Source organism: Streptomyces sp. NPDC044106, from assembly GCF_056433985.1.
The window spans coordinates 346,846-370,123 of sequence record NZ_JBWKFZ010000003.1 but is presented as its reverse complement, the minus strand read 5'-3'; the positions used below and the strand labels follow the sequence as shown (position 1 = coordinate 370,123).

20 protein-coding genes are annotated in these 23,278 nt (G+C 73.0%); 8 read left to right on the top strand and 12 right to left on the bottom strand.

Annotated elements, in window-relative coordinates:
- Nucleotides 1-212: 212 nt before the first annotated feature.
- The gene (locus AC07DI_RS06800; protein ID WP_478902673.1) at nt 213-1,418 is read right to left on the bottom strand and encodes a GlxA family transcriptional regulator; all 1,206 of its coding nucleotides are present in this window, start codon (nt 1,416-1,418) and stop codon (nt 213-215) included.
- Between the two features lie 59 nt (nt 1,419-1,477).
- Here AC07DI_RS06800 and AC07DI_RS06795 point away from each other — a divergent pair, with 59 nt between their 5' ends.
- A complete protein-coding gene (locus tag AC07DI_RS06795; protein WP_478902672.1) occupies nt 1,478-2,809 on the top strand; it encodes an MFS transporter in 1,332 nt (443 codons plus the stop codon).
- A 33-nt stretch (nt 2,810-2,842) separates the two neighbouring features.
- Here AC07DI_RS06795 and AC07DI_RS06790 read toward each other — a convergent pair whose 3' ends face one another.
- On the bottom strand, nt 2,843-3,463 hold the full coding sequence (locus AC07DI_RS06790; protein ID WP_478902670.1) for a flavin reductase family protein: 621 nt from the start codon (nt 3,461-3,463) through the stop codon (nt 2,843-2,845).
- 83 nt (nt 3,464-3,546) lie between these two features.
- Here AC07DI_RS06790 and AC07DI_RS06785 point away from each other — a divergent pair, with 83 nt between their 5' ends.
- Complete coding sequence (locus AC07DI_RS06785; RefSeq protein WP_478902668.1) at nt 3,547-4,434, top strand: hypothetical protein; 888 nt, start codon at nt 3,547-3,549, stop codon at nt 4,432-4,434.
- Nucleotides 4,435-4,503: 69 nt separating this feature from the next.
- On the opposite strand, the gene AC07DI_RS06780 is transcribed toward AC07DI_RS06785, so the two are convergent.
- From AC07DI_RS06780 to AC07DI_RS06770, 3 genes are all read right to left on the bottom strand, one after another.
- Nucleotides 4,504-5,367 (bottom strand): enoyl-CoA hydratase/isomerase family protein, encoded by an 864-nt coding sequence (locus tag AC07DI_RS06780; RefSeq protein ID WP_478902666.1) that lies wholly within the window; start codon nt 5,365-5,367, stop codon nt 4,504-4,506.
- Between the two features lie 145 nt (nt 5,368-5,512).
- Nucleotides 5,513-7,738, bottom strand: coding sequence for an acetate--CoA ligase family protein (locus AC07DI_RS06775; protein ID WP_478902664.1), 2,226 nt, complete (start codon nt 7,736-7,738; stop codon nt 5,513-5,515).
- Nucleotides 7,739-8,220: 482 nt separating this feature from the next.
- Nucleotides 8,221-9,378, bottom strand: coding sequence for a flavin-containing monooxygenase (locus tag AC07DI_RS06770; protein WP_478902662.1), 1,158 nt, complete (start codon nt 9,376-9,378; stop codon nt 8,221-8,223).
- A gap of 402 nt (nt 9,379-9,780) precedes the next feature.
- On the opposite strand from AC07DI_RS06770, the gene AC07DI_RS06765 reads away from it, so the two are divergent.
- Nucleotides 9,781-10,203, top strand: coding sequence for a Zn-ribbon domain-containing OB-fold protein (locus AC07DI_RS06765; RefSeq protein ID WP_478902660.1), 423 nt, complete (start codon nt 9,781-9,783; stop codon nt 10,201-10,203).
- A gap of 56 nt (nt 10,204-10,259) precedes the next feature.
- Nucleotides 10,260-11,186 (top strand): GNAT family N-acetyltransferase, encoded by a 927-nt coding sequence (locus AC07DI_RS06760; RefSeq protein ID WP_478902658.1) that lies wholly within the window; start codon nt 10,260-10,262, stop codon nt 11,184-11,186.
- A 164-nt stretch (nt 11,187-11,350) separates the two neighbouring features.
- Here the strand turns inward: AC07DI_RS06760 and AC07DI_RS06755 are convergent, their stop codons facing one another.
- Nucleotides 11,351-12,091 carry a pyridoxal 5'-phosphate synthase gene (locus tag AC07DI_RS06755; RefSeq protein WP_478902656.1) on the bottom strand — a complete coding sequence of 247 codons (741 nt, stop codon included), beginning with the start codon at nt 12,089-12,091 and terminating at the stop codon, nt 11,351-11,353.
- A gap of 61 nt (nt 12,092-12,152) precedes the next feature.
- Nucleotides 12,153-13,385, bottom strand: coding sequence for a thiolase C-terminal domain-containing protein (locus tag AC07DI_RS06750; protein ID WP_478902655.1), 1,233 nt, complete (start codon nt 13,383-13,385; stop codon nt 12,153-12,155).
- Between the two features lie 153 nt (nt 13,386-13,538).
- On the opposite strand from AC07DI_RS06750, the gene AC07DI_RS06745 reads away from it, so the two are divergent.
- Both AC07DI_RS06745 and AC07DI_RS06740 read left to right on the top strand, forming a co-directional pair.
- Nucleotides 13,539-14,765, top strand: a complete 1,227-nt coding sequence (locus AC07DI_RS06745; protein ID WP_478902653.1) for an acyl-CoA dehydrogenase family protein — start codon at nt 13,539-13,541, stop codon at nt 14,763-14,765.
- Complete coding sequence (locus tag AC07DI_RS06740; protein ID WP_478902651.1) at nt 14,765-15,238, top strand: nitroreductase family deazaflavin-dependent oxidoreductase; 474 nt, start codon at nt 14,765-14,767, stop codon at nt 15,236-15,238. The genes AC07DI_RS06745 and AC07DI_RS06740 overlap by 1 nt, the downstream gene beginning before the upstream one ends.
- Before the next feature lie 144 nt (nt 15,239-15,382).
- On the opposite strand, the gene AC07DI_RS06735 is transcribed toward AC07DI_RS06740, so the two are convergent.
- Complete coding sequence (locus tag AC07DI_RS06735) at nt 15,383-16,030, bottom strand: TetR/AcrR family transcriptional regulator (protein ID WP_478902649.1); 648 nt, start codon at nt 16,028-16,030, stop codon at nt 15,383-15,385.
- 157 nt (nt 16,031-16,187) lie between these two features.
- Between AC07DI_RS06735 and AC07DI_RS06730 the strand changes: the two genes are divergently transcribed.
- Together AC07DI_RS06730 and afsK are read left to right on the top strand one after the other, a co-directional pair.
- Nucleotides 16,188-17,024, top strand: coding sequence for a VOC family protein (locus tag AC07DI_RS06730; protein WP_478902647.1), 837 nt, complete (start codon nt 16,188-16,190; stop codon nt 17,022-17,024).
- Between the two features lie 216 nt (nt 17,025-17,240).
- The gene (gene afsK, locus AC07DI_RS06725) at nt 17,241-19,634 is read left to right on the top strand and encodes a protein serine/threonine kinase AfsK (RefSeq protein ID WP_384253627.1); all 2,394 of its coding nucleotides are present in this window, start codon (nt 17,241-17,243) and stop codon (nt 19,632-19,634) included.
- A 182-nt stretch (nt 19,635-19,816) separates the two neighbouring features.
- Here the strand turns inward: afsK and AC07DI_RS06720 are convergent, their stop codons facing one another.
- The 4 genes from AC07DI_RS06720 to AC07DI_RS06705 all read right to left on the bottom strand — a co-directional run bounded on the left by AC07DI_RS06720 (nt 19,817) and on the right by AC07DI_RS06705 (nt 23,157).
- On the bottom strand, nt 19,817-20,518 hold the full coding sequence (locus AC07DI_RS06720; protein WP_478902644.1) for a hypothetical protein: 702 nt from the start codon (nt 20,516-20,518) through the stop codon (nt 19,817-19,819).
- 176 nt (nt 20,519-20,694) lie between these two features.
- The gene (locus AC07DI_RS06715) at nt 20,695-21,483 is read right to left on the bottom strand and encodes an enoyl-CoA hydratase/isomerase family protein (protein WP_478902643.1); all 789 of its coding nucleotides are present in this window, start codon (nt 21,481-21,483) and stop codon (nt 20,695-20,697) included.
- Nucleotides 21,480-21,935 carry a Zn-ribbon domain-containing OB-fold protein gene (locus AC07DI_RS06710; RefSeq protein WP_478902642.1) on the bottom strand — a complete coding sequence of 152 codons (456 nt, stop codon included), beginning with the start codon at nt 21,933-21,935 and terminating at the stop codon, nt 21,480-21,482. The genes AC07DI_RS06715 and AC07DI_RS06710 overlap by 4 nt, the downstream gene beginning before the upstream one ends.
- Before the next feature lie 70 nt (nt 21,936-22,005).
- Nucleotides 22,006-23,157 (bottom strand): lipid-transfer protein, encoded by a 1,152-nt coding sequence (locus tag AC07DI_RS06705; protein WP_478902641.1) that lies wholly within the window; start codon nt 23,155-23,157, stop codon nt 22,006-22,008.
- Between the last annotated feature and the right edge of the window lie 121 nt (nt 23,158-23,278).

Here is a 23,278-nt window from a genome sequence, read left to right as displayed (position 1 = left end):
CGATGCGGGGTGACGCCCGCCCACCCGCCCTGCTCCGCTGTTCGCCGCGGGGGCGACGCCCACCCGCCCGGGTCGGCGTGGCCGGGGTGTTGCAGGCCGGGGTCATGCTCACCCGGAACCTGTCGCTGCGCGAGGTGCTGCCGCCCAGCGCCCTCGCCGCGGGCTACTCGGTGATGTACGCGTCCGTGGGCGCCGGATACGCCGCCAGCGGGTCACTGGCGGGCGGACTCCTGAACGTGGTCGCGCCGTCCACGGCGATCCTCGCGGGCGTAGGCATCGGCGTCGCGCTGACCTTGATCGGCGTCTTCGGAGAGGTGAAGCCCGCGCCGGCCGGGGACGCGGCCCGCGGCGACATCGCGGAACGTACGGCGGTAGGTGGTGGGAGTGACCCCGAGCGCGGCCTGTAGGTGCTGCCGCATCGACTGGGCCGTGCCGAAGCCCGCGTCCCGCGCCACCTGGTCGACGGAGAGGTCCGAGCACTCCAGGAGATGCCGCGCCCGTTCCACGCGCTGCTGCGTCAGCCACTGGCCCGGACTGATCCCCACCTCCTCGCGGAACCGCCGGGTGAACGTGCGGACCGACATCGACTCCTGCTCCGCCATGTCGCGCAGTTGCAGCGGCCGGTCGAGGTGGCCGAGCGCCCAGGCCCGCGCGGTCCGCGTGGTCGCCGACCGCGGCTCGGGAACGGGGCGTTGGATGTACTGCGCCTGGCCGCCGTCGCGGTGCGGCGGTACGACGGTGCGGCGGGCCACCTCGTTGGCGACCGCGGTGCCGTGGTCGCGGCGTACGACATGGAGGCAGAGGTCGATGCCCGCGGCCACGCCCGCCGACGTCAGGACATCGCCGTCGTCGATGAACAGCACGTCCGCGTCCACCTCGACCGCGGGGAAGAGCTTCTGGAAGTGCTCCGCCGATGACCAGTGCGTGGTCGCGGGGCGGCCGTCGAGGCAACCGGCGGCGGCCAGGACGTAGCCGCCCGTGCAGATGGCGACAAGGCGTGTGCCCGGGCGGATGTGAGCGAACGCGGCGGCCAGTTCGGGGGTGAGGCGGCCCTCCTCGTACACCGGGCCGAGTTCGTACGACGCCGGGATCACGACCGTGTCCGCCGTGGCCAGCGCCTCGGGGCCGTGCTCGACCAGGATCGCGAAGTCGGCGTCCGTGCGGACGGGGCCCGGCGGGCGGACCGAACAGGTCACCACCTCGTAGAGGTGGTGCATGTCGGGGGTGCGCGCGCCCTTGAAGATGCGCTGCGGGATGCCGAGTTCGAAGGGGATCACACCGTCCAGGGCGAGCACGACGACGCGGTGCCTGTCCGGGCGGGCGGACGCGGCTCCGGGATCGGCTGCGGATCCGGCTCCGGGGTCGGCTCCGGCGTCGGCTCCGGGTTCGAGTGCGGATTCACCGGCAGGCAGGGGCATGGCCCGATCCTAGCGAATGCTGTCCCTCGGGCCACTCGTTCGGGATGGATCAACTCCCGATGCTGGATGACGTGACCCAGACAACCGAGACGACCGAGCGGACCTCCTCCCCGCCGACCGCGCCCAAGCGCCGTACGCCCCGTATCCACCGTGCCTGGTTCGTCGCTGCCGTCACCTTCGTGACGATCATCGGCGCCGCCGCGTTCCGCTCGCTCCCCGGTCTCCTCTTCGACCCGCTGAAGGAGGATTTCGGCTGGTCACGCGGTACCGTCGGGCTCGCGGTCTCCGTCAATCTCACGCTGTACGGGCTGACCGCGCCGTTCGCCGCGGCGCTGATGGACCGCTTCGGCATCCGGCGGGTCGTCGCGTTCGCGCTGGTCGTCATCGCCTGCGGCTCCGGCCTGACCGTGTGGATGAACTCCGCCTGGCAGCTGCTGCTGTGCTGGGGACTGCTCGTCGGGCTCGGGTCCGGATCGATGGCGCTCGCCTTCGCGGCCACCGTCACCAATCGGTGGTTCACCGAACGGCGCGGGTTCGTCAGCGGCATCCTCACCGCGGCCTCCGCCTCGGGCCAGTTGATCTTCCTGCCGCTGCTGTCATGGATCGTCGAGACGTACCGGTGGCGGCCCGCCGCCGTGACGGTCGCGCTCGCGGCCCTGGCGGTCGTCCCCTTCGTATGGCTGCTGCTGCGGGACCACCCGGCCGACGTGGGCCTGAAGCCGTACGGCTCGAAGGAGTTCGTGGCGAAGCCGCCACCCGTCCCCGGCGCGGCCCGGCGCGCGGTCACGGCGCTCGTCAACGCCGCCCGCACCGGCCCCTTCTGGCTGCTCGCGGGGAGCTTCGCGATCTGCGGCGCCTCGACGAACGGGCTCATCCAGACCCACTTCGTGCCCGCCGCCCACGACCACGGCATGGGCGTCAGGGCCGCCGCCTCGCTGCTCGCCGTCATCGGGATCTTCGACATCGTCGGGACGGTCGCGTCCGGCTGGTTCACGGACCGCTTCGACTCCCGGCGCCTGCTCGCCGTGTACTACGCGCTGCGCGGCGTCTCGCTGCTCTTCCTGCCCATCCTGCTCGCGCCGAACGTCCACCCGCCGATGATCTTCTTCATCGTCTTCTACGGCCTGGACTGGGTGGCCACCGTCCCGCCGACCCTGGCCCTCTGCCGCGAGCAGTACGGCGACGACAGCGCGATCGTCTTCGGCTGGGTGCTGGCGTCGCACCAGGTGGGCGCCGCTCTGGTCGCGTTCCTCGGGGGCGTGGCGCGGGACGCCTTCGGCTCGTACAACGTGGTCTGGTACGCCTCCGGGGCGCTGTGCGCGGCGGCGGCGCTGATGGTCCTGGTGATCCGGCGGCCCACCGCCCGGACGCAGCCGCTGCTCGCCGTGTGAGCACCCTCGGGCCCGGCTCGGTTCCCTGAGCGGTCAGAGCGTGAAGCGGCCGAACGTGCCGCGGTGGAAGAGCAGCGGTTCCGCGTCGCCCCCGGTCGTGCCGAGGGCGTCCACCCTGCCCACCACGATGAGGTGGTCGCCGCCGGTGTGCACGGCCTGGATCGTGCAGTCGATCCAGGCGGGGGCCCCGGCCAGGCGCGGGGAGCCGGACACCGGCGCCGCGTCGTAGGGCACCCCCGCGAATTTGTCGGCGCCGCTCACCGCGAAGCCGCGGCAGAGCGCGCCCTGGTCGGCGCCGAGCACGTTCACGCAGAAGACGCCGGCGCGTGCGATACGCGGCCACGTCGTCGACGTACGCGCCACCATGAAGGAGACCAGGGGCGGGTCCAGGGAGAGCGAGGAGAAGGACTGGCAGGCGAAGCCCGCGGGGCCCGGTCCGTCGTCCTCGGTGGGTGGCGCCGTGATCACGGTGACGCCCGTCGCGAAGTTCCCGAGCACCCGCCGGAACTCGTTCCGGTCGAGCGGCGCCCGTTCGTCCTCGCCGACCGCGCGCAGCCGAGGGCGCGGCAGCACCTCGACGGGGGCCGTGGTGGTGCTGGCCCCGACCGACCTGAGGTATCGGACGGCGGTGGCCGCCATCCCTGCGTGTCCCATCACACCGACCATTGAAGCTGACGGGCCGTCAGATGTGAAGGGCGCGGCCGAAACACTGCGGACCCACGAGTATCTTCAGCCCCATGAAGCGGGGGAATACGCGTCCGACCTGGAGCGATGGGGATATGCGGGCCGCCGCGGCGGCCTGCGCGGCGCAACTGCCGGTGGCCGGACTCCTGGCGTTCGTGCTGACGCTCGGCGACGACTACGGCGTCGGCGGACCGGCCCTGGGCCTTGCCTGCGTGATCCTCTTCGCGCCCCTGCTGCTGCCGGTCCTCGGCCTGGTGCACTCCGCCGTACTGACTCTCCCCGCCGTCGAGCTCGGGCGCAGGGTCGCCGCTCTGTGCGGCCGCGGACCGGAGCAGGGGCGGGAGCTGGAGCGGGAGTGGGAGTGGGAGTGGGCCTGGTCGGTGGGGGGTCTGCTGCCGGTCGGCGCCGCGTGGGCGGGCTTCTTCGCGCTGCTCGGCGCCCCCTTCGCCGGGCCCGCGCTGTGGATCGCCGTGAGCGGCGTCGTCCCCGCGCTGAACATCACGTACTGCCGACGGCGTCGGCGACGCCTCGGCAGGCCCCTGCGCAAGGTCTGGATCATGTCGGGGCTCATCTCGGCCGGTGTGACCGCGACCGCCCTCGGCCTGGCCGTCGCCGCCACGGTGACCGGGCTCATCAAGGAGTACGAGCCACCGCGAGTCGGCCCGGAGCAGGTGGCGGGCGCGTGGCGGAGCGAGGACGATGGAGGCGTCCGCTTCCGGTTGTACGCGGACGGCCGCGCCGAGCCCGTCTCCTGCCACGGCACCGGCGGCACGTGGACGATGGGCACCGACCACTCCCTGGCGCGCCCGACCGTCGTGGTCAGCGACTGCCGCGCCCGGCAGGCCTGGCTCGTGGGCGGCACGGCGGACGACCCCGAACTCTTCGTGAACTCGGGCTCGATGGACTCGCCCGACATCGAGATCCTGCGCCGGGAGCGCTGAGATCCTGTCTTCGAGCGCCGGTGACCTGCCGCTCCCCTGCCGCTCCCCTGCCGTTCCAAGGAATGAGGGTCAACGGCCCCGGTACGAGGGTGAGCGGCGGGCCACGAAGGCGGCCACGCCCTCGTTCGCGTCCGCCGTGGTCATGTTGATCTCCTGCGCCGCGGCCTCGGCGGCGAAGGCCGTCGCGCGGTCCGACTCCAGGGAGGCGTTGACCAGTTGCTTGGTCATGGCCAGCGCGCGGGTCGGCCCGGCCGCGAGCCGCTCCGCCCACGCCCGCGCCGTCCTCTCCAGCTCGTCGGCCGGTACGACACGGTTGACGAGCCCCAACCGTTCGGCATCGGCGGCCGAGACCGCGTCCCCGAAGAACATCAGCTCCTTCGCCCGCTGCGGCCCGATCAGCCGGGGCAGCAGATACGCGCCGCCGCCGTCCGGCACGAGGCCCCGGCGCACGAACACCTCGATGAACCTGGCGGTCCCGGCCGCGACGACCAGATCGCAGGCGAACGCCAGATGGGCCCCGATCCCGGCGGCGGTGCCGTTCACCGCGGCGATCACCGGCTTCTCGCAGTCGAGGACCGCGGCGACGAGCCGCTGCGCGCCCTGCCTGATGGTCCGGGCGACGTCGCCGGGCACCCGCTCGCCCGTGCTCGGCGCCCCGCGCAGATCGGCGCCCGCGCAGAACCCCTTGCCGGTCGCGGTGATCACCACGGCCCGCACCGACGGGTCGCCGGACGCCTCCCCGAGCAGCGCGATGACGCGTTCGCGCTGGTCCCACGTGACGGCGTTCATGGCCTCCGGCCGGTTGAGCGTGATCCACGAGACGCCGTTGTCAGTGGTGTGCAGTATCAATGAGTCGAGGGGGTCGGTGGGATCGGCGGGTTCTGCGGGTTCTGCGGGTTCGGTGGGGCTTTGTGGCTCGGGGGAGGCTGTCATGGGGGAGTGGCTCCGTTTCGCGGGGAGGCGGGCTGGGGGCGCGCGGAGGCGGGCTCGGGTGTGGGCGGGGGTGTGGGCTGGGGTGTGGACTGGGGTGCGGGTGGCGTGGGCCGGGGTATGGGCCCGGGTTCGGCCGCCGCAGGCCCTAGTGGCACGCGGCGAACGCGTCGAGCGCTACCGCCCCTTGGCCGCGCGGCAGCACCATCAAGGGGTTGATGTCCAGCTCCGCGATGTCGTCGCCCAGTTCGAGCGCCATCCGCTGCACCCGCAGCACCACCTCGACCAGCGCGTCCACGTCCGCGGGCGGCGCGCCCCTGACCCCGTCCAGCAGGGCCCGGCCCCGCAGTTCGCACAGCATCGCCTTCGCCTGGTCCTCCCCGAAGGGCGGCACCCGCACGGCCGCGTCCCGCAGGACCTCGACGAGCACTCCGCCGAGCCCGACCGTCACGGTCGGCCCGAAGAGCGCGTCGTGCGTGACCCCGACGACCATCTCGACGCCCCGCTCGACCATCTGGCAGACCAGGATGCCGTCCAGCGCGACGCCCTCGTACCGTGCGATGTCCGTGAGCTCGCGGTACGCGTCCCGCACCTGGCTCGCGGAGGTCAGCCCGATCTTCACCAGGCCCAGCTCGGTCTTGTGCGCGAGCTGCGGGCCCGACGCCTTCATGACGACCGGGTAGCCGACGAGCCCGGCCGCGCGGACGGCCGCCGCCGCGCTGGTCACCAGCTGCTCCCGCGGCACCCGTATCCCGTACGCGCGCAGCAGCTGCTTCGCCGCGTGCTCGCTGAGCTGCTGGCCGGGCCGCATCAGGGCCTGCGCCTTGCGGAAGGAGGGGGACGGCGTGCGCGGCGCCTCGTCGAAGGGGGAGCGGTAGCCGGCCGTGAAGCGGTGGTGGTCCAGATAGGCGCGCACCGCCGTGATGCAGTTGGCGAAGGTGCGGAAGGTCGCGACGCGCGAGGAGCCGAGGAGCGTCTCGCGGTAGGCGGCCTCGGTGCCGACGGGCGAGCCCCACACCACGCACACCAGCTTGTCCGTCCGCTCCGCCGCGTCCACCAGGTCCTGTGCGAGCTTGTCGCTCATCGGCGGGAAGGGACCGGTGATCGGGCAGACCAGCACGCCCACCGCGGGGTCGGCCAGGATCGCGTCGATGATCTTGCGGCCGCGCCAGTCGCCGACGGGGTGCCCGCCGTTGTCGATGGGGTTGGCGACGTTCAGGTACTCCGGTATCCACTGGTGCAGCTCCGCCTGCCTGGCGTCGGAGAGCGTGGGCAGGGTGAGGCCCGCCTCCGTCGCCAGATCCGAGAAGTGCGCGCCCGTGCCGCCCGAGATCGAATAGACGGCCACGCCGTCGGCCTGCGGCCTGCGGGCCCGTGCGAGGAGCGCGGACGTGTCCTGGAGTTCGTCGAGCCCGTCCACGCGGATCACGCCGAACTGCCGCATCGCCGCGTCCACCACCGCGTCCGCGCCGGTCAGCTTGCCGGTGTGTGAGGCGGCCGTACGGGCGCCGGTCTCGGTGCGGCCGACCTTCACGGCGACGATCGGCACGCCGCGCCGGGCCGCCCGGTCGGCGGCGAGCAGGAAGGCGCGGCCGTCCTTGAGGCCCTCGACGTAGCAGGCGATGGCGCCGACCTCGGGGCGTTCGGCGAAGTAGGAGATGAAGTCGGAGGTCTCCAGGTCGGCCTCGTTGCCGGTGGGCGCCCAGTGGGAGAGGCGTACGCCCAGCTCCTGCATGGTGAAGACGGGGCGGCCCTGGTGGCCGGACTGGGTGATCAGCGCGATGGCGGGGCCTTCGAGGTCCTCGCGGAACTTCTCGAAGGCGTTGAGGTTCGTGTTCGGCCCGAGCAGCCTGAGGCCCGAGCGCTGGACTGCGGCGGCGAGGCGCGCCTGGGCCGCCGCGCCCTCCTCGCCGGTCTCGGCGAACCCCGAGGCGAAGGCGACGGCGAACCGCACCTTCTCCTCGGCGAGCTGCTCGATGACGGGCAGCGGGTCGCCGACCAGGAGTACGGCCAGGTCGACCTGTTCGGGCAGGTCCGCCACGGAAGGGAAGCAGGTGATGCCGAAGACGGCCTTGCGGCTGGGGTGTACGGGGTGCAGTCGGGCGCCGACCCGCTCGGCCCAGGTGATGAGCTGCCGCGTGATGCCGGTGTTGGGGCGGCCCTCGGTGTCCGAGGCGCCCACGACGGCTACGGATCCCGGGCGGAAGAAGCGGTCGAGGTCGGGTACGCCCGCGTACAGCGGCCGGCCGCTGACGTCCAGGTCGTCCGCCGTGACGGCTCTGCCGTGCACTGCGCTGGTTGGGAGTTCGCCGCAGGCCACAACATGCGCGCGGCGGGGGTCGGTGGTGAAGGTGCCGTGAGTCGATCCAAGCATCGGTCCGCCCGCTCCTGTGTGACAGCACTTACCTGACGCACAGTCAGATTACTGAACTGACGCTGCGTCAGGAATGGGGCTGCGGGCAAAGCCTGGTGGCGAGGGGGGCCTCGCCGTGTTTTCGTGCCTCTTGTCGTGCCTCTTGTCGTGCCTCTTGTCGTGCCTCTTGTGGTGGCTTTTGCCGTGGGTCTTGTGGTCAACGGAACCGTAGTCTCCGCGGGTTGCCAAGGTCGGGAATCGGCCGCGGGTGCGGGTGCGTTGTGGCTGGGGCGCCTGTTGTTCGGTTGTGGGGCGGGGCCGCGGGGGTAGGTGCGCACTCGCTGTCCCTGCGTCGCGCTGCACGAACAACGGGGCTACAGGGTGCTCGGTGCTCCGTTCGCACATACCCCCACGTCCCCTCCGGTGCGTGTGCGACTGCGACCCGGTGGGGGTTCGGCTGCCTACTCTCCGGGGCCGCTCGCGGCTGCGGGCCGGTGGGGGCTTCAGCGTGTGATCGCCCTGGCTATCTTCTCTGCGTCGCGGGACAGTTCGCGGAGCATGCCGCTGATGGGGTTCGTGAAACCGGTGAAGTACAGGTCGGGGGCGTGTTTCGCGGTGCGGCGGCCGTGGGTGGTCGGGCGGCCGCGGGGATCGAGGGTGATGATGTCGCCGACCAGGCCTTCGAGGGCGCGACGGTAGCCGGTGGCCGCGATGACCGCGTCCGGGGCGATCCTGGTTCCGTCGGCGAGGACGACCTTGTCGGCCTCGAACGACTCCACGGCGGCGACCGGTTCGACCCGGCCCTTGCGTATCGCGGCGATCAGGCCGACGTCCTGGACGGGGATCGCGCCCTGCCGGGCCCGGGAGAACAGGCCGGTGTCCGGGCGCGGCAGTCCCTTGGCCGACAGGTCGGGAACTCCCATTCGGGTGACCGGGCCCGCGAGCCGGTCGGCCAGGGCGGTCGGGAGCCTGCGGCACAGGATGCCCGAGCGCTGGGCGGGCCACCCCGCCGTGGAGCGGCGCACGATGTGCGGGGCCGTGCGCACCGCGAGGCGGACCCGGGCCGCGCCGCCCTCGGCGAGGTCGACGGCGATCTCGGCGCCCGTGTTGCCGACGCCGACGACGAGGACGTCCCTGCCGGTGTAGGGGCGGGGGGTGCGGTAGTCGCCCGCGTGCAGGAGTTCGCCGGTGTAGGTGTCGCGGCCGGGCCAGTCCGGCAGGTGGGGGGTGTGGTTGTAGCCGGTGGCGATCACCACCGCGCTGCCCGTCAGCTCGCGTCCGCCGGTGGCGTGCAGCAGCCATCCGGTGCCGTCGGCGGTGCGCTCCAGACCGGTCACCTCGACGCCGGTGACGATGTCGAGCTTGTGGTGCTCGGCGTACTTCTCCAGGTAGCGGATGACGTTGTCGCGGGAGACCCAGCGGCCGAACGACCGGGGAATGGGCAGGCCGGGCAGGGCGGAGAGGCGGCGCGTGGTGTGCAGGTGGAGGCGGTCGTAGTGAGCGCGCCAGGAGGCGGCGACGCGATCGGACTTCTCCAGGACGACCGCGCGGACGCCGCGTGCGCGCAGGGCCGCGGCGACGGCGAGGCCGCCGGGCCCGCCACCGACGACGTACACGGGGCGGTCCTGCGTGTGCGTAAGCGGAGGAGTGGAGTCGGCCATGACTGGAGAGTAACCGCGCGACTACTTGATGGGTGACGGTCAAGTCCGAAACCGATTGCGAATTGATCACAGGGGAGGGAGGAAGGGAGGGGTGGGTTGGGTGCGGGTGGGGAGGGGCGGCGTGTATGAGTGCGGGGTGGGGGAGGGGGAGTTGGGGGTGGGCGACGTGTGTGCCTCTTGCGGGGTCTTGCGTGGGCGGGGGCTTGTGCGCTGAACTGACGTCGCGTCAGGAACGGTGTGGGTGGCGGTCTGTGGGCGCTTCGGTCTTTGCCCGGGAATGGCTGGTTCGTGCGGGCGGGTGGTTGATTCTGTGCGCGTTCGCGTTGGGGCGCGTGCGGCCGTGTCCGTGCCCGGGTCGTCCTGGCGTATCCGGAATCACGACCACGCGATCGGACTTCTCTGATGAGTACGGACCAGCGCGCCGAGCCGCGCTTCGACCTCCCCGAGACCGATGCCTTCACCCGGCCCTACTGGGACGCCGCCGCCGAGGGGCGATTGCTGATCCGCCGTTGCGGGGCGTGCGGTGCGGCCCATCACTACCCGCGTGAGTTCTGCCCACGCTGTTGGAGCGAGGACGTCACCTGGGAGCGGGCGAGCGGCCGGGCCACGCTCTACACCTGGTCGGTCGTGCACAGGAACGACCTGCCGCCGTTCGGCAGCCGCGTGCCCTACGTCGCCGCGGTCGTCGACCTCGCCGAGGGGCCGCGCATGATGACGGAGATCGTCGACTGCGAGGACGGTGCGCTGCGGGTCGGGATGGCGGTGGAGGTGGCGTTCCGGGAGGCCGCGGAGGGGGTGGCCGTCGCGGTGTTCCGGCCCGCCTGAGCGGGACGGCGAACAATTCGGAGGCGGGGGCCGTGGTGTGCGAGGGATGATGGTCCATGTCCTCTTCGTCACCGGGCCCCTTCCCTGCCGGCCCCTCCTCGGAGCCCCTCGCCGGCTGGCAGTTGACCGCCGACCTCTCGGAGTTCCTCGCCCGCGGCGAGAAGTTCCTGCACTCCGAACCCGCCCTGCACACCGCCCTGCTCAGCGTCAGCGAGGTCCTGCGCAGGCGGGGGCTCCAGGCGTACGGGAAAGCTGCGCCCCTCTTCGGTACGTACGCCGATGCCGACGGGACCGTCCGGGGCGCCTTCCTGTGGACCCCGCCGCACCGCCTCACGCTCGGTCCGGCCACCGCGGAGGCCGCCGACGCCTTGGCCCGGCAGCTGGCCGTGGACTGCCCCGACCTGCCCGGGGTCGGCGCCGACCGCGCCACCGCGGAGGCCTTCGCGCGGGTCTGGGAGCGGCGCACCGGAGCCGCCGCCGTGCTCGGTGCCCGCCAGCGCCTGTACCGGCTCGGCACCCTCACCGTGCCCGAGCCCGTGCCCCCGGGCCGAGCCCGCGTCGCCACCTCGGCGGACCGTGCCCTGCTGGCACGCTGGCACCAGGAGTTCGGGGAGGCGGTCGGGGAACGGCCCGCGATGGCCCCGGGCGACTGGGCGGACACCCGCCTCGCCTACGGAGGCGTCACCCTCTGGGAGACCCCCGACGGCGCTCCCGCCGCCATGGCAGGCGTCACACCCCGCGTCGCAGGGCAGGTCCGCGTGGCCCCTGTCTACACCCCGGCGGCTCTGCGCGGCCGGGGCTTCGGTGGCGCCGCCACCGTCGCGGCCACCCGCGCCGCCCTCGCCGCGGGCGCCGCCGAGGTCCTGCTCTTCACCGACCTGGACAACCCGACCAGCAACAGCCTCTACCAGCGCATCGGATACCGCCCCGTGCGGGACTTCGCGCAGTACGAGTTCGGCGGAGGGCCGGGCCGCGAGACGTGACGTCACCTGCCGAGGTACCCGGGGGACACGGAGGCGTCCCGCCGCTCGTCACGGCCACAGCGGCTCCTTGGGTCAGTTGGTGTGTGGGGGCCGCCCGGCCTCCGGTCCGGCCGTCGCGTCGCCTGCCGAGGTGCCCGGGGGACACGGAGGCGTCCCGCCGCTCGTCACGGCCACAGCAGCTCCTTGACCCAGCCGCCGTGCGGGGGCCGGCCGGTCTCCGGTCCGTTCGGCTCCGGCTTGCGGTAGCGCAGCCGCACGTGGCGGCGTCGTGCGTCGCCCTGGAAGAACTCCGCCTCCGTCGGGTCCAGGACGTACAGGGTCCAGGTCGGCGCGTCCGCGTCCGGTTCCCTCCGCGCCCGCTCCCAGGCGGCCTCGGACGACCGCACCAACTCCGCGTACTCCGGCAGGACGTCGCTCTGCCGCCCCACCAGCGCCGCGGCCAGCGCACCCGTCGACCTGGCGTGCAGGTCGGCGAGGCTCTCGGTGTGCGGGGCCGTGGTGATCCGGCCCCTGATGCGGATCTGTCGGCCCCGCGCCGCCCAGTAGAAGTGCAGGGCGGCCTCCGGCCGGGCCGCGAGCTGGTGGCCCTTCCTGCTGGTGGCGTGGGAGGCGAAGTGCCAGCCGTGCTCGTCGGCGTCGTGCAGCATCACGGTCCGCACGTCGGGACCGCCGTCCTCCGCCACCGTCGCCAGACCCATGGTGTGCGGTTCGGGCTGCCCGGCGGCCACCGCATCCGCGAACCAGGCATGGAAGAGGGGGAGGGGCGCGGCGGGCGCGGTGGCGGGGTCGAAGGCGGGCAGCTCGACGTCCCAGACCCGCTGGGCCCGCAGCAGCTTCTGGAACTCGGACGCGGGACGGGCGGGGCGGTCTCCTGGAGCGGCGGAGCCTGCGGGTGGTGTCGTCATATGGCGATTGTCCCCATCCGGATACGGTGATTGTCCCCATCCGGCGCTGCGATCCGTTCCGTCACCCCCGCCCCAGCACCACCGTCCCCGACGAGCAGAACCATCCGCCCGTCCCCGATGCCACCGCCAGTTCGGGCAGGCTGCCGTCGGGACGTCTCACCTGGCCGGCGCCGGATCGGCCGCGGAGTTGGCGGACCGCTTCCACCAGGAGGAAGAGGCCCCGCATGCCGGGGTGCTGGGCGGAGAGGCCGCCGCCGTCGGTGTTGGTGGGGAGCGCGCCGTCCCGGAGCAGGCGGCCCTTCTCCACGAAGGAGCCGCCCTCGCCCTTCTCGCAGAAGCCGAGGTCCTCCAGGGTCACCAGTGTCATGTACGTGAAGGCGTCGTAGATCTCCGCGATGTCGATGTCCGAGGGCCGCACCCCGGCCCGCTCGAAGGCGAGGCGGCCACTGACCGCCGCCGGGGAGACCGTGAAGTCGGGCCACTCCGACATCGTCGTGTGCGAGACGTGTTCGCCCGTGCCGAGCACCCATACCGGTTCGGACGCGCAGTCGGGCACGTACTCCTCCGCGGCGAGCAGGACCGCGCAGCCGCCGTCGGACCGTATGCAGCAGTGCAGCTTGGTGAACGGGTCCGCGATCATGGGGCCGCCGAGGACCTCGTCGACCGTGACGGGGTCGCGGAACATCGCGTCGGGGTTGGTCGCCGCGTTGGCCCGCGCCTGCACGGCCACCGAGGCGAGCTGCTCCAGCGTCGTACCGTACTCGTGCATGTGGCGGCGCGCGGCCATCGCGTACTTGGCGATCAGGGAATGCCCGTACGGGACCTCGAACTGGAGCGGTCCGCGCGCGCCGAAGGAGAGGTTCGACGTGCGGCGCCCGGCCCTGATGTCCGCGCGGGCCGTCGAGCCGTACACGAGGAGGACGGCGTTGGCCCGGCCCGCCGCGATCGCGTCGGCCGCGTGCGCCGCCATGACCTCCCAGGTGGCCCCGCCGACCGACGTCGAGTCCACCCAGCGTGGCGCAAGCCCGAGGTACTCGGCGACCTCGACCGGCGCCAGCGTGCCGAGGCCCGCGGAGCCGATGCCGTCGATCACGTCGCGGCCGAGCCCGGAGTCGGCGAGCGCCCGGCGGGCCGCCTGGGCGTGCAGGGCGTGGGGGGTGGCGTCGTCGACCCGGCCGCAGTCCGAGAGGGCCACACCGACGACGGCGACCTTGCGCGGCGAAGAGGGGCGGGGGGAGCGGCGAGAGGCGGTGTGTGGTGCGGTACTTGGCGTGGTGCGCGTGGTGGCGGCCATGAATCTGACGGTACATCAGGTGGCACGTCGCGGTAGAGGGGTGCGATCGCCTCGCGTGACGTCGGCGCTCTGTGCATATCGGCATCGCGGTCCTAGCATGACGGCCCGTCAGATCTGGGACCGGGCCCTCGCGCCCGGGGGAGGAGCCTGCCGATGGACGCCGCCTTCAGTGCGGAGCAGGACGAGATCCGCCGCACCCTTCGCGAAATGATCGGGAAACGGTGCGGTCCCGACGAGGTCAGGACGGCCGTACGCACTCCGGCCGGCCACGACGCCGCCCTGTGGGCCGCCCTCGCCGAACAGCTTGGCCTGCCCGGGCTCGCCATCCCGGAGGCGTACGGAGGTGTCGGCTGCACTGCAGCGGAACTCGCCCTCGCCTGCGAGGAGTTGGGGCGAGCCCTCGTGCCGTCGCCGCTCCTCGCCACCGCCGTCCTCGCCGCCCCGCTGATCCTCGCCCTCGGTACCGAGCGGCAGCGCGCCGCACTCCTGCCCCGCATCGCCGCCGGCGAGCTGACCGCCGCCCTCGCCGTTCCCGGCACCGGGCTCACCACGGCGCTCGGCCTCGTCGGGGACAACAGCGGCGACTGGGCGGGCGGTGGCCGCGCGGGCGGCGTGCAGGCGCGAAGGGACGGCGGGGCGTGGCGGCTGTACGGGCAGGCCGAGCAGGTCGTCGACGGGCACAGCGCCGGGCTCCTCGTGGTGGCGGCCCACTCAGGCGGCTTCGCCCGCTCCCGTACGCTCCTCTTCCTCGTACGCGAGGGAGCGCGCGGCATGGCGCGGGCGCGGCAGACCGCACTGGACGAGACCCGCACCCAGGCGCGGGTCGAACTGCGGGACGTGGCGGCGGAGTTGCTGGGCGGCGACGAGGCCGACGTGCCGGCCGCACTCGCCGCCGTGGGGGACGTCGCGGCCACGGTCGTCGCGGCCGAATCCGTCGGCGCCGCGGACCGGGCGCTGGAGCGCACCGTCGAATACGTGCGGCAACGCGAGCAGTTCGGGCGCGCCATCGGCTCCTTCCAGGCGGTCAAGCACCGCCTCGCCGACGTGTACGTACAGGTGCAGGCGGCGCGGTCGGCCGCCTACTACGCGGCGTGGGCCGCGGGCGCGGAGGCCGCCGGGTTCGGCGGGCAGGGCGCCGAACGGGCCGGCGGGCTGGCCCTCGCGCAGGGCCTCGACGCGCTCAGGACCGCCGCGTCGGAAGCGGTGCAGCTGCACGGCGGCATCGGGTTCACCTGGGAGCACGAGGCGCATCTGTACTTCAAGCGCGCGGCAGGCGACGAGCTGCTCCTCGGTCCGGTGCACCGGCTGCGGGCGCGGGCGGCGGAACGGGCCGGTCTCTTCGCGGGCGACCGCGTCCCCCCGCTCGGCGAGGCCGTCTGATGCCGCCGGGCCTGCGTCTCGTGCAGAAGGTGTCGTCCACCCGGGCCTTCGCGAGGATCGCCCCGCACTTCATCCCCGCGATGGACCGCACCGTGCACCGGCTGACCCGCGGCAAGGTGCTGCTGAGCGCGCGGATGCTGCCCGGTGTCGTCCTGACCGCGCGCGGGGCGAAGAGCGGACTGCCGAGGCGTACGCCGTTGGCGTGCATGCCCGAGGGCGAGGCCGGTACCTGGGTGCTTGTCGGGTCCAACTTCGGGCGGCCCGGCCATCCCGCGTGGACCGCCAATCTGCTCGCTCACCCGGACGCGGAGATCAGCTGGCGGGGCGCCGACATCCCGGTGCGGGCGCGGCTGCTCGGCGGGGCGGAACGGGAGGCGGTATGGGCGGTGGCGCTGAAGTTCTGGCCGCCGTACGCCGCGTACCAAGCCAGGGTGGACCGGGAGATACGGCTGTTCCGCCTGGAGAGGCGCTGAGCGGGGTTCAGGGAGTGCTGAGCGGGGTTCAGGGAGTACAGACCACAGCGGCGGATCACCGTGGTGATCCGCCGTCGGGTTGACAGGACTTGAGGAGCAGAGGGTCGCTTTAAGGAATAGTGAGGAGAAATGTGCCCGTCGGGACTACTTTGACGGCTTCTTTCCCGTTACGCCCAAATGTACCAACAGTGCCAGATTCGGCTTGAGTTCGGCCTGCTTCACGCCCCACGTCTGGAAGCCGCGCTGGTGGGAGGCGACGGCGGCGAGCATCGCGACCAGGGAGCCCGCCATGGCCGCCGGGTTCACGTCCTTGTCGATCCTGCCCTTGGTCTGCAGCTCCTTCACGGTGTCCGTAAGGGAGTTGTTGACCGAGTTGAGGATCTTCATCCGGATCTTGTAGAAGCGCTTGTCGCCCTCGGCGGCACCGAGGTCGACGACCCGGAGGATCGCGTCGTTCTTGCGCCAGAAGTCGAGGAAGCCGTCGACGAGGTCCTGGGAGGTCTGCCAGCCCGCCTTGCCGACCCACGAGCGCCCGTCGAGCAGCTGGGTCAACTCGGCGCCCTCCGCCGCCATTTGCTCGGCGATCTCCAGGACGGCGCCTTCCACGTCCGGGAAGTACTGGTAGAAGGTCGCGGGTGAAGTCCCTGCCTTCCGGGCGACGTCGATGACTTTGACGTCCCGGTAGGGCGACGAGCTGAGCATCTCGCTGAGGCAGTCGAGCAGCTTCTGACGCGTTGCCTGACCGCGCCGGCCGGCCACGCGGCCGTCGACGGTACGTACCTGTCCTGTCATGCCGTCAGCTTACCGAGGGGTGATCGGAGCGCGATTCGGCCGAGTGCAAATGGGGTTGGGGCGCGTGAGCGCGGCGCGTGGGGCCATCGGTGAGAATTGCCCAAATGTTCGAATGCGTGCGCTGCGGAGGACGGGGCGGGCCGCTAGCTTGACTGGCATGGACTACGCAGAGCGGGACACAGGGGGCGGTTACGCGGAGGGCGTGCCCTGCTGGGCCGACGCGATGCTCCCCGACGTCGCGGGCGGCAAGCGGTTCTACGGCGAGCTCTTCGGATGGACCTTCGACGAGGGTGCGGGACCGGAGTACGGCCACTACACCCAGGCGTACAGCGAGGGCCTGCCCGTCGCCGCCCTCGCGCCCAAGGCCGACGGCCGCATGCCGACCGTGTGGACCGTGTACCTGGCCACGCCGGACGCGGCCGCGCTGGCCGAGCGCGTCAGGGACGCGGGCGGCTCCATGATCCGGGAACCCGTACGGGTGGACCCCGCCGGGACCATGGGCCTGGCCGCAGACCCCGAGGGCGCCGTCTTCGGGCTCTGGCAGGCCGGCACGCACCAGGGCTTCGGCAAGCAGCGGCAGCCCGGCTCGTACTGCTGGACCGAGGTGTACTCGCGTGACGGCGACGTGGTCGACCCCTTCTACGAGAGCGTCTTCGGCTACGGCAGTACGGAGCTGGACCTCGGCCCCGGCCTGGACCTGGGCCTCGACCGCGACCTCGGCGGTGCGGACTTCCGCGCCTGGTCGCCCGCGGGCGCCGAGCCAGGACCCGACACGGCGGTCGGCGGCCGTGCCCTGCTCGCCGGATCCCCCTCCGCCGCCCGGATGCCCCCGCACTTCCTCGTCTACTTCCAGGTCGCCGACACCGACGCCGCGGCGGCCACGACGACCCGGCTCGGCGGACGCGTCCAGGCGCCGCCCGCCGACAGCCCGTACGGCAGGATCGCGGTCCTCACGGACAATCAAGGGGCGATGTTCGCGGTCCTTCAGGATTGAGGGGGCCGGCCGAGGGGGCCGATGAGGGGCGGTCGGGCCGTCCCGGGACCCTCGGCGGTGGGGTTTTGTCCGTAGACACCCCGATCCCGCCCCGGGTTCGCCACGACCGGCCCGGACAGGAAGAATCAGGGTGCGTGCCGCCGTAGCGGCTCGGTGGTGAGACGCTGCACGGGGCTGTCTTCTTCGACGGCCGCGTACGGGGAGGTGGCAAGGCAAGTGGTGGATCAGCTGACGCAGCACGATCCGAGGCGGATCGGCCCGTTCGAGGTCCTCGGCCGACTTGGTGCCGGTGGCATGGGTCTGGTCTATCTCGCGCGCTCCGCGTCGGGGCGGCGCGTGGCGATCAAGACGGTGCGGACCGAGCTCGCCGAGGACCAGCTGTTCCGTGTCCGCTTCACGCGCGAGGTCGAGGCGGCCCGCGCCGTGTCCGGCTTCTACACGGCCGCGGTGGTGGACGCCGACCCGCGGGCCGCCGTGCCCTGGCTCGCCACGGCGTACGTCCCCGCGCCCTCCCTCGAAGAAATAGTGAATGAACACGGGCCGCTGCCCACCCAGGCGGTGCGCTGGCTGGCGGCAGGCGTGGCCGAGGCCCTGGAGTCCATCCACGGCGCGGGCCTCGTCCACCGTGACCTCAAGCCGTCCAACGTCCTCGTCGTCGAGGACGGACCGCGCGTCATCGACTTCGGCATCGCGTCCGGCGTCTCCAACACGCGGCTCACCATGACGAACGTCGCCGTCGGCACGCCCGCGTACATGTCACCCGAGCAGGCGAAGGACTCGCGCAGCGTCACCGGCGCGAGCGACGTCTTCTCGCTCGGCTCGACCCTCGTCTTCGCCGCCACCGGGCACGCGCCGTTCCACGGCGCCAACCCCGTCGAGACCGTCTTCATGCTGCTCAGGGAGGGCCCCGACCTCGAAGGCCTCCCCGACGAGCTGCGCCCCCTCATCGAGTCGTGCATGCAGATGGAGGCCGCGCTCCGGCCCACCCCCGGTGACCTGCAGTCCCAGCTCGCGCCGCACCTCTTCGCCTCCGAGAGCGCCGACAACGACGACAGCGGTACGGCGTCCGCCTGGCTGCCCGAGCGGGCCGTCGCGCTGATCGAGGCCCGCCGGGGCGGCCGTCCGCCCGCCCGGGTCCCCGCCTCGGCAGGACGCAGCGGCGGCCGTGGCGCCGTGGCCGCCGCGCCGCCCGCGCCCGTCACCGCACCGCCGCCGCCCCTGCGGCAGCCGCCACCGCCCGCCCCGTCCCAGCCGCCCTTCGCCGCCGCGCCCGACGCGGGCCCGGTGCGGCTCGCCGGGGCGAAGGTGCCGATCGGCCCCGGGCCGCGGGTGGCGAGCGCCCGCACCGGCGCCGTGCCCCGTGACTCGGGGCTCGCCGCCTCCTGGTCGCGGTCCGCGCCGCAGCGGGCCGCGGGCAACGGCGTCGACCCGGTGGCCGCCGCGGTACCGGCGCCCGCCCCGGCCCCCGAAGCGGGCCCCGCCTCGTGGCGGCCGTGGCGCTTCCGGATGTCCAACGACGTCTGGGGCACCCCCGCGGTCGCCGGGAACCTCGTCTACGTCACCTCCTTCGAGGTGCACGCCCTGGACGTCGGCACCGGCCGCCGCAGCTTCAAGACGCGCGACGTCGCCTGGTCCATGGCGGTCGCGGACGGCCGTATCCACGCCTCCGACGGCCCCACGCTCTACGCCCTCGACGGCTCGGACGGCTCCGACCTGTGGCGCCTGTCGACCGACGCCTGGGTGTACTCCCTCCAGGCCGACCGCGGCACGGTCGTCACCGGCACGCGCGGCGGCGGCGTCCAGGCCTGGGAGGCGGTCAACGGCGAGAAGCTGTGGGAGATCACCGGCGCCCAGACCGACTTCGAGACGCCCGAGGCCGGGCCCGTCGTCCTCGACGGCACGGTGTACGTCTGGAAGGGCGCGAGACTGCGCGCCCTGGAGGCGCGGACCGGCGAGGAACGCTGGTCCTACCCCGTGGGCGACGCGGCCTCCTGCGGCGGCGTGCCGGTACGGCTCACCCAGGCGCAGGACGGCTACGTGTACGTGGCCGCGGGCACCCGCGTCCTCGCGATCGACGTGCTCGGCGGGCACGTCCGCTGGCACTTCGAGGCACCGGCCGCCTTCCTCTGCCCGCCCGCCTTCGCGCCGGGCCCCGCCGTCACGGGCGGCGGCGTCTACCTCGCCGACTACCTCGGCACGGTGTACGCCCTCGACGCGACGGACGGCCGCGACCGCTGGCGCATCGCCACGGAATCCCGCTCCTCGATCGAGCCGGTCCTCGTCGCGGACGGCCACGTCCACGTGGGCAGCGGCAAGGGCCTCTACACCCTCGACGCGGTCACCGGCACGCCGAAGTGGCGCTTCCAGGCGGGCGGCGAGGTCGTCGGCGCCCCCGTCGTCGCCGACCGGCGCATCCACTTCGGCTCCACGGACCACCTGCTCTACACCCTGAAGGCGGACGACGGCCGCCTCCGCTGGAAGCTGGCCACGGGCGGCGAGATCACGGGTGCGCCCGTCGTCATCGACGGTGTGGTGTACGCGTGCAGCAAGGACCGCTGCGTGTACGCGCTGGACGCGGAGCGGGGTACGGGGACGTCACCCCGGACCTAGGGCCTGTCTTTCGGATCTGTCCGGGGTCGCGGGGCCTGGCACGCGCATCTGCGGCGTTGTCGTCGGTTGTCAACGCTCCGCGTTGCCGCCCTCCTCCGCCTTGCAGCTGCACGCACCAGACCCCGCTCAAGCCCCACCCAAGGCAAGGCCGCCCAAGTCCGGCCTGATCCGAAAGACAGACCCTAGCGGGGAGGGGCCTGGCGCGGGTCCTGCGGCGGGGGCGGCGTCGACGTCGGCGGGTCCTGGTACGGGTGGGGCTCGGGGGTCCCGTACGGGTCGGTCGGCTCGGGCGTCCCGTAGGGCTCGGGCGCCGCGTAGGGCTCAGGCGTCTCGTACGGCTCAGGCGTCTCGTACGGCTCGTACCGCCGGGAGTCCTGATATTGGTCCTGATACTGGTGCGCGCCCGGGTCCGGTTCCACGACCGCCGGTTCCCGGCGCGACCGCCCCCGCCCCCGCGATCCGCGCCGCGCACGCCCCCGCATGACCGCCGCGGCGAGCAGCAGCAGCGCCCCGCCGCCGAGGCTGCCCAGCAGGCCCTGGTTCAGGCCCGAGCCGTCGCCCGCGACGGTCAGGCTGCCCTGCGACTGCCCCTGCCGGACCATCCACAGCACCGTGAAGCCGAGCACGACGACGCCCGCGAGCGCCACGAGGAGCCGCGACCTCAGGACCAGGCCGGCCAAGGTCAGCAGCGCGGCGAAGGCGAACGGCAGGAAGAGCGAGGCGAAGAGTTCCGCCTTGGCTTCGGTGACGCCGCCGCCGGAGAACAGCTCGTCGATGCGGAAGTCACGGCCGGGACGACCGCCGTACCAGTCACGGAAGGGGCTCCATACGGCGGCCGTCGCTCCGATGAGAGCGAGGACCGACCCGACGACGTTGCGGACCATGGCGGGCTGCCTCCTGTGCGTGCGTCTCGCTGTGCCCCTCCGTACGCGTCCGTACGCGTCTCGTCTCATCTCTCAAGATCGACGCTACGCCGAGTGCGTGACCCCCGCCATGCGGGCCCGCTCCGGCCTCCCCGCGCACCGGCCTCCCCATGTACCGGCCTCCCCACGTACCGGAGTCACCTCGTCCGGAAGCCGCCGCTCCTGCGGTGTGCGAACAGCTCCGCCTGCCGGTCGGGCGGCAGGTTCCCCAGCGCGATCAGGTGGGGCGCGTGCGCCAGCGCCTGGGCGCGGGCCGCCTCCTTCGCCGACCAGAGCGCCCGTACGGTGCCCTGGACCGCCTCGGTCGGGTACGAGGCGATGGTCGCGGCGGCGCGCAGGGCGGCGGTCGGCGCCTCGCCCGGCGGGGCGAGCTCGGAGACCAGGCCGGTCTCGTACGCGCGGCGCGCGGAGACCCGCTCGGCCGTGCCCATCAGCGCCATCCTCGCCACCTCGCCGGACGGCATGCGCTGGGCCATGTGGATCGTCTCGTACGCACTGACCATCCCGTACGTGGTGTGCGGGTCGAAGAACGTGGCGTGCTCGTCCGCCACGACGAACTCGGCCTCGCCGATGAGGTAGAAGGCGCCGCCGCACGCCATGCCGTTGACGGCGGCGATCACGGGCTTCCAGCAGTCGTTGGCCTTCGGCCCGATCGTGCGGAGCGGGTCGTCGATCGTGTAGGGGGAGGACGGCTGCGGGATGTCCGCGTCCCGGTCGATGCCGGTGCAGAACGCCTTCTCGCCCGCGCCGGTCACGACGACGGCCCGTACCGAGTCGTCGAACCGGAAACGGCGCCAGGCCGCGGCCAGTTCGTCCGCCGTCCGTACGTCGATCGCGTTGTGCCGCTCCGGGCGGTCCAGGGTCAGGACCGCCACGCCCGTGTCCTTGTCGACCGCCGTGCGCAGGGCCCCGGCCGCGGCGGTCACGGGCGCTCCAGGAGCCAGCGCGGGACCACGGTCCCGCCGACGTCCGCGAAGACGACCTGCACCTTCGCGCCGATCCGCAGCCGCTCAGGGGCGACGGAGTTCAGGGGGGCGTCCGGCGCGGCGACGAGGTTGCCGACGAGGCGGATCCGCGGGGCGTCGGCGAGCTCGACGATGATCGCGTTGTAGGGGGCCTGTTCGGCGTAGGCCGGGAGGAGCGGGGGGTGCGGGAAGACGTACGACCAGATGCGGCCTCGTCCGCTCATGCGGCGCCAATCGCTGTCGAAGGACTGGCAGTGGGGGCAGCAGGGTCTGGGCGGGAACCGTAGCTCGCCGCAGGCGGTGCAGGCTTGTATGCGGAGTTCGCCTCGGGCGGCGTAGGTCCAGAAGGGGGCGCCGTCTTCGTCCTGCGTGGGCGTCAGGAGAGGGTCCCTTTTCATCGTCGCGTCTGCCATGGTCTCGTCCTTTACGAGTGCGGGTTCGTTGTGGCTGGTCGCGCGGTTCCCCGCGCCCCTGAACGGCCCCCTACGGGGCCCTCAGCAACAGCGCTGACGTGGGGACGCCCTCCCCGGCCGTCACCAGACACGTCTCCGCGTCCGGTACCTGGGCGGTGCTCGAGCCGCGGAGTTGTTTCACGCCCTCGTTGATGAGGTTGAAGCCGTGGACGTACGCCTCGCTGAGGCCGCCGCCCCCCGTGTTGATGGGCAGGCGACCACCGCTCTCCAGTGCGCCGCCCTCCGTGAAGGCGCCGCCCTCGCCGCGGTCGCAGAAGCCGTAGCCCTCGAGGGAGAGCGGGATGAGGGGGGTGAACGCGTCGTAGATCTGGGCGACGTCCACGTCCTGGGGGCCGAAGTCCGCCTGTTTCCACAGGTGTCGGGCGGCGGTCCAGGCAGGGCCGGAGAGCGGGTCGTCGTTCCAGTAGTTGACCATGCCGTGGTGCTGGGCGGGCAGGCCCTGCGCGACGGAGTGGACGTACACGGGCCGCTGCCGGCAGTCGCGGGCCCGCTCGGCCGAGACGATCACGCAGGCCAGCGCGCCGTCCGTCTCCAGGCAGTTGTCGAAGAGGCAGAGCGGCTCACTGATCCAGCGCGAGGTCATGTACATGTCGCGGGTCAGCGGGCGTTCGTACATCATCGCGGCCGGGTTCTGGTTGGCGCGGTTGCGGCAGGCGAGGGCGACGTTGAAGAGGTGGTCGCGGGTCGTGCCGTACTCGTGCATGTGGCGGCGGGCCAGCATGGCGATCTCGTCGGCGGGCCTGAGCAGCCCGAAGGGCCGCGTCCACTGGCCCGGCGTGGGGAGCTGGACGGTGGTGTTCTTCCAGGGGCGCGGGCCGCTGCCGCGTTTGCGCGAGCGCCAGGCGACGCCGACGCCGGCCTGGCCGGTGGCGATGGCGGCGGCGAGGTGCGCGACGGTGGCGCAGGAACCGCCGCCGCCGTAGCCGACCTTGCTGAAGAAGGTCACGTCGCCCGCCCCGATGGCCTTGGCGACCTCGACCTCGTCGGTCTCCTCCATCGTGTACGAGGCGAAGGCGTCGACCTCGGACGGGTCGAGGCCCGCGTCGCCGAGGGCGGCGACGATGGCGCGGCACGCCAACTCCCTCTCGCTCTGCGGCAGTCGTTTGGCGAACGGGGTCTGGCCGATCCCGACTATCGCGGTAGCGTCCTTGAGTGAAGCCATGGGCAGCGGCACCTCCGGATTGCGGTCCCTGTCTCGGTCCCTGTTGCGGTCCGACGCCATGCCGCAGGCGCGTCCGCTCTGCTGACAGGGCGTCAGGCTACCGCTAATCTGACGGGTAGTC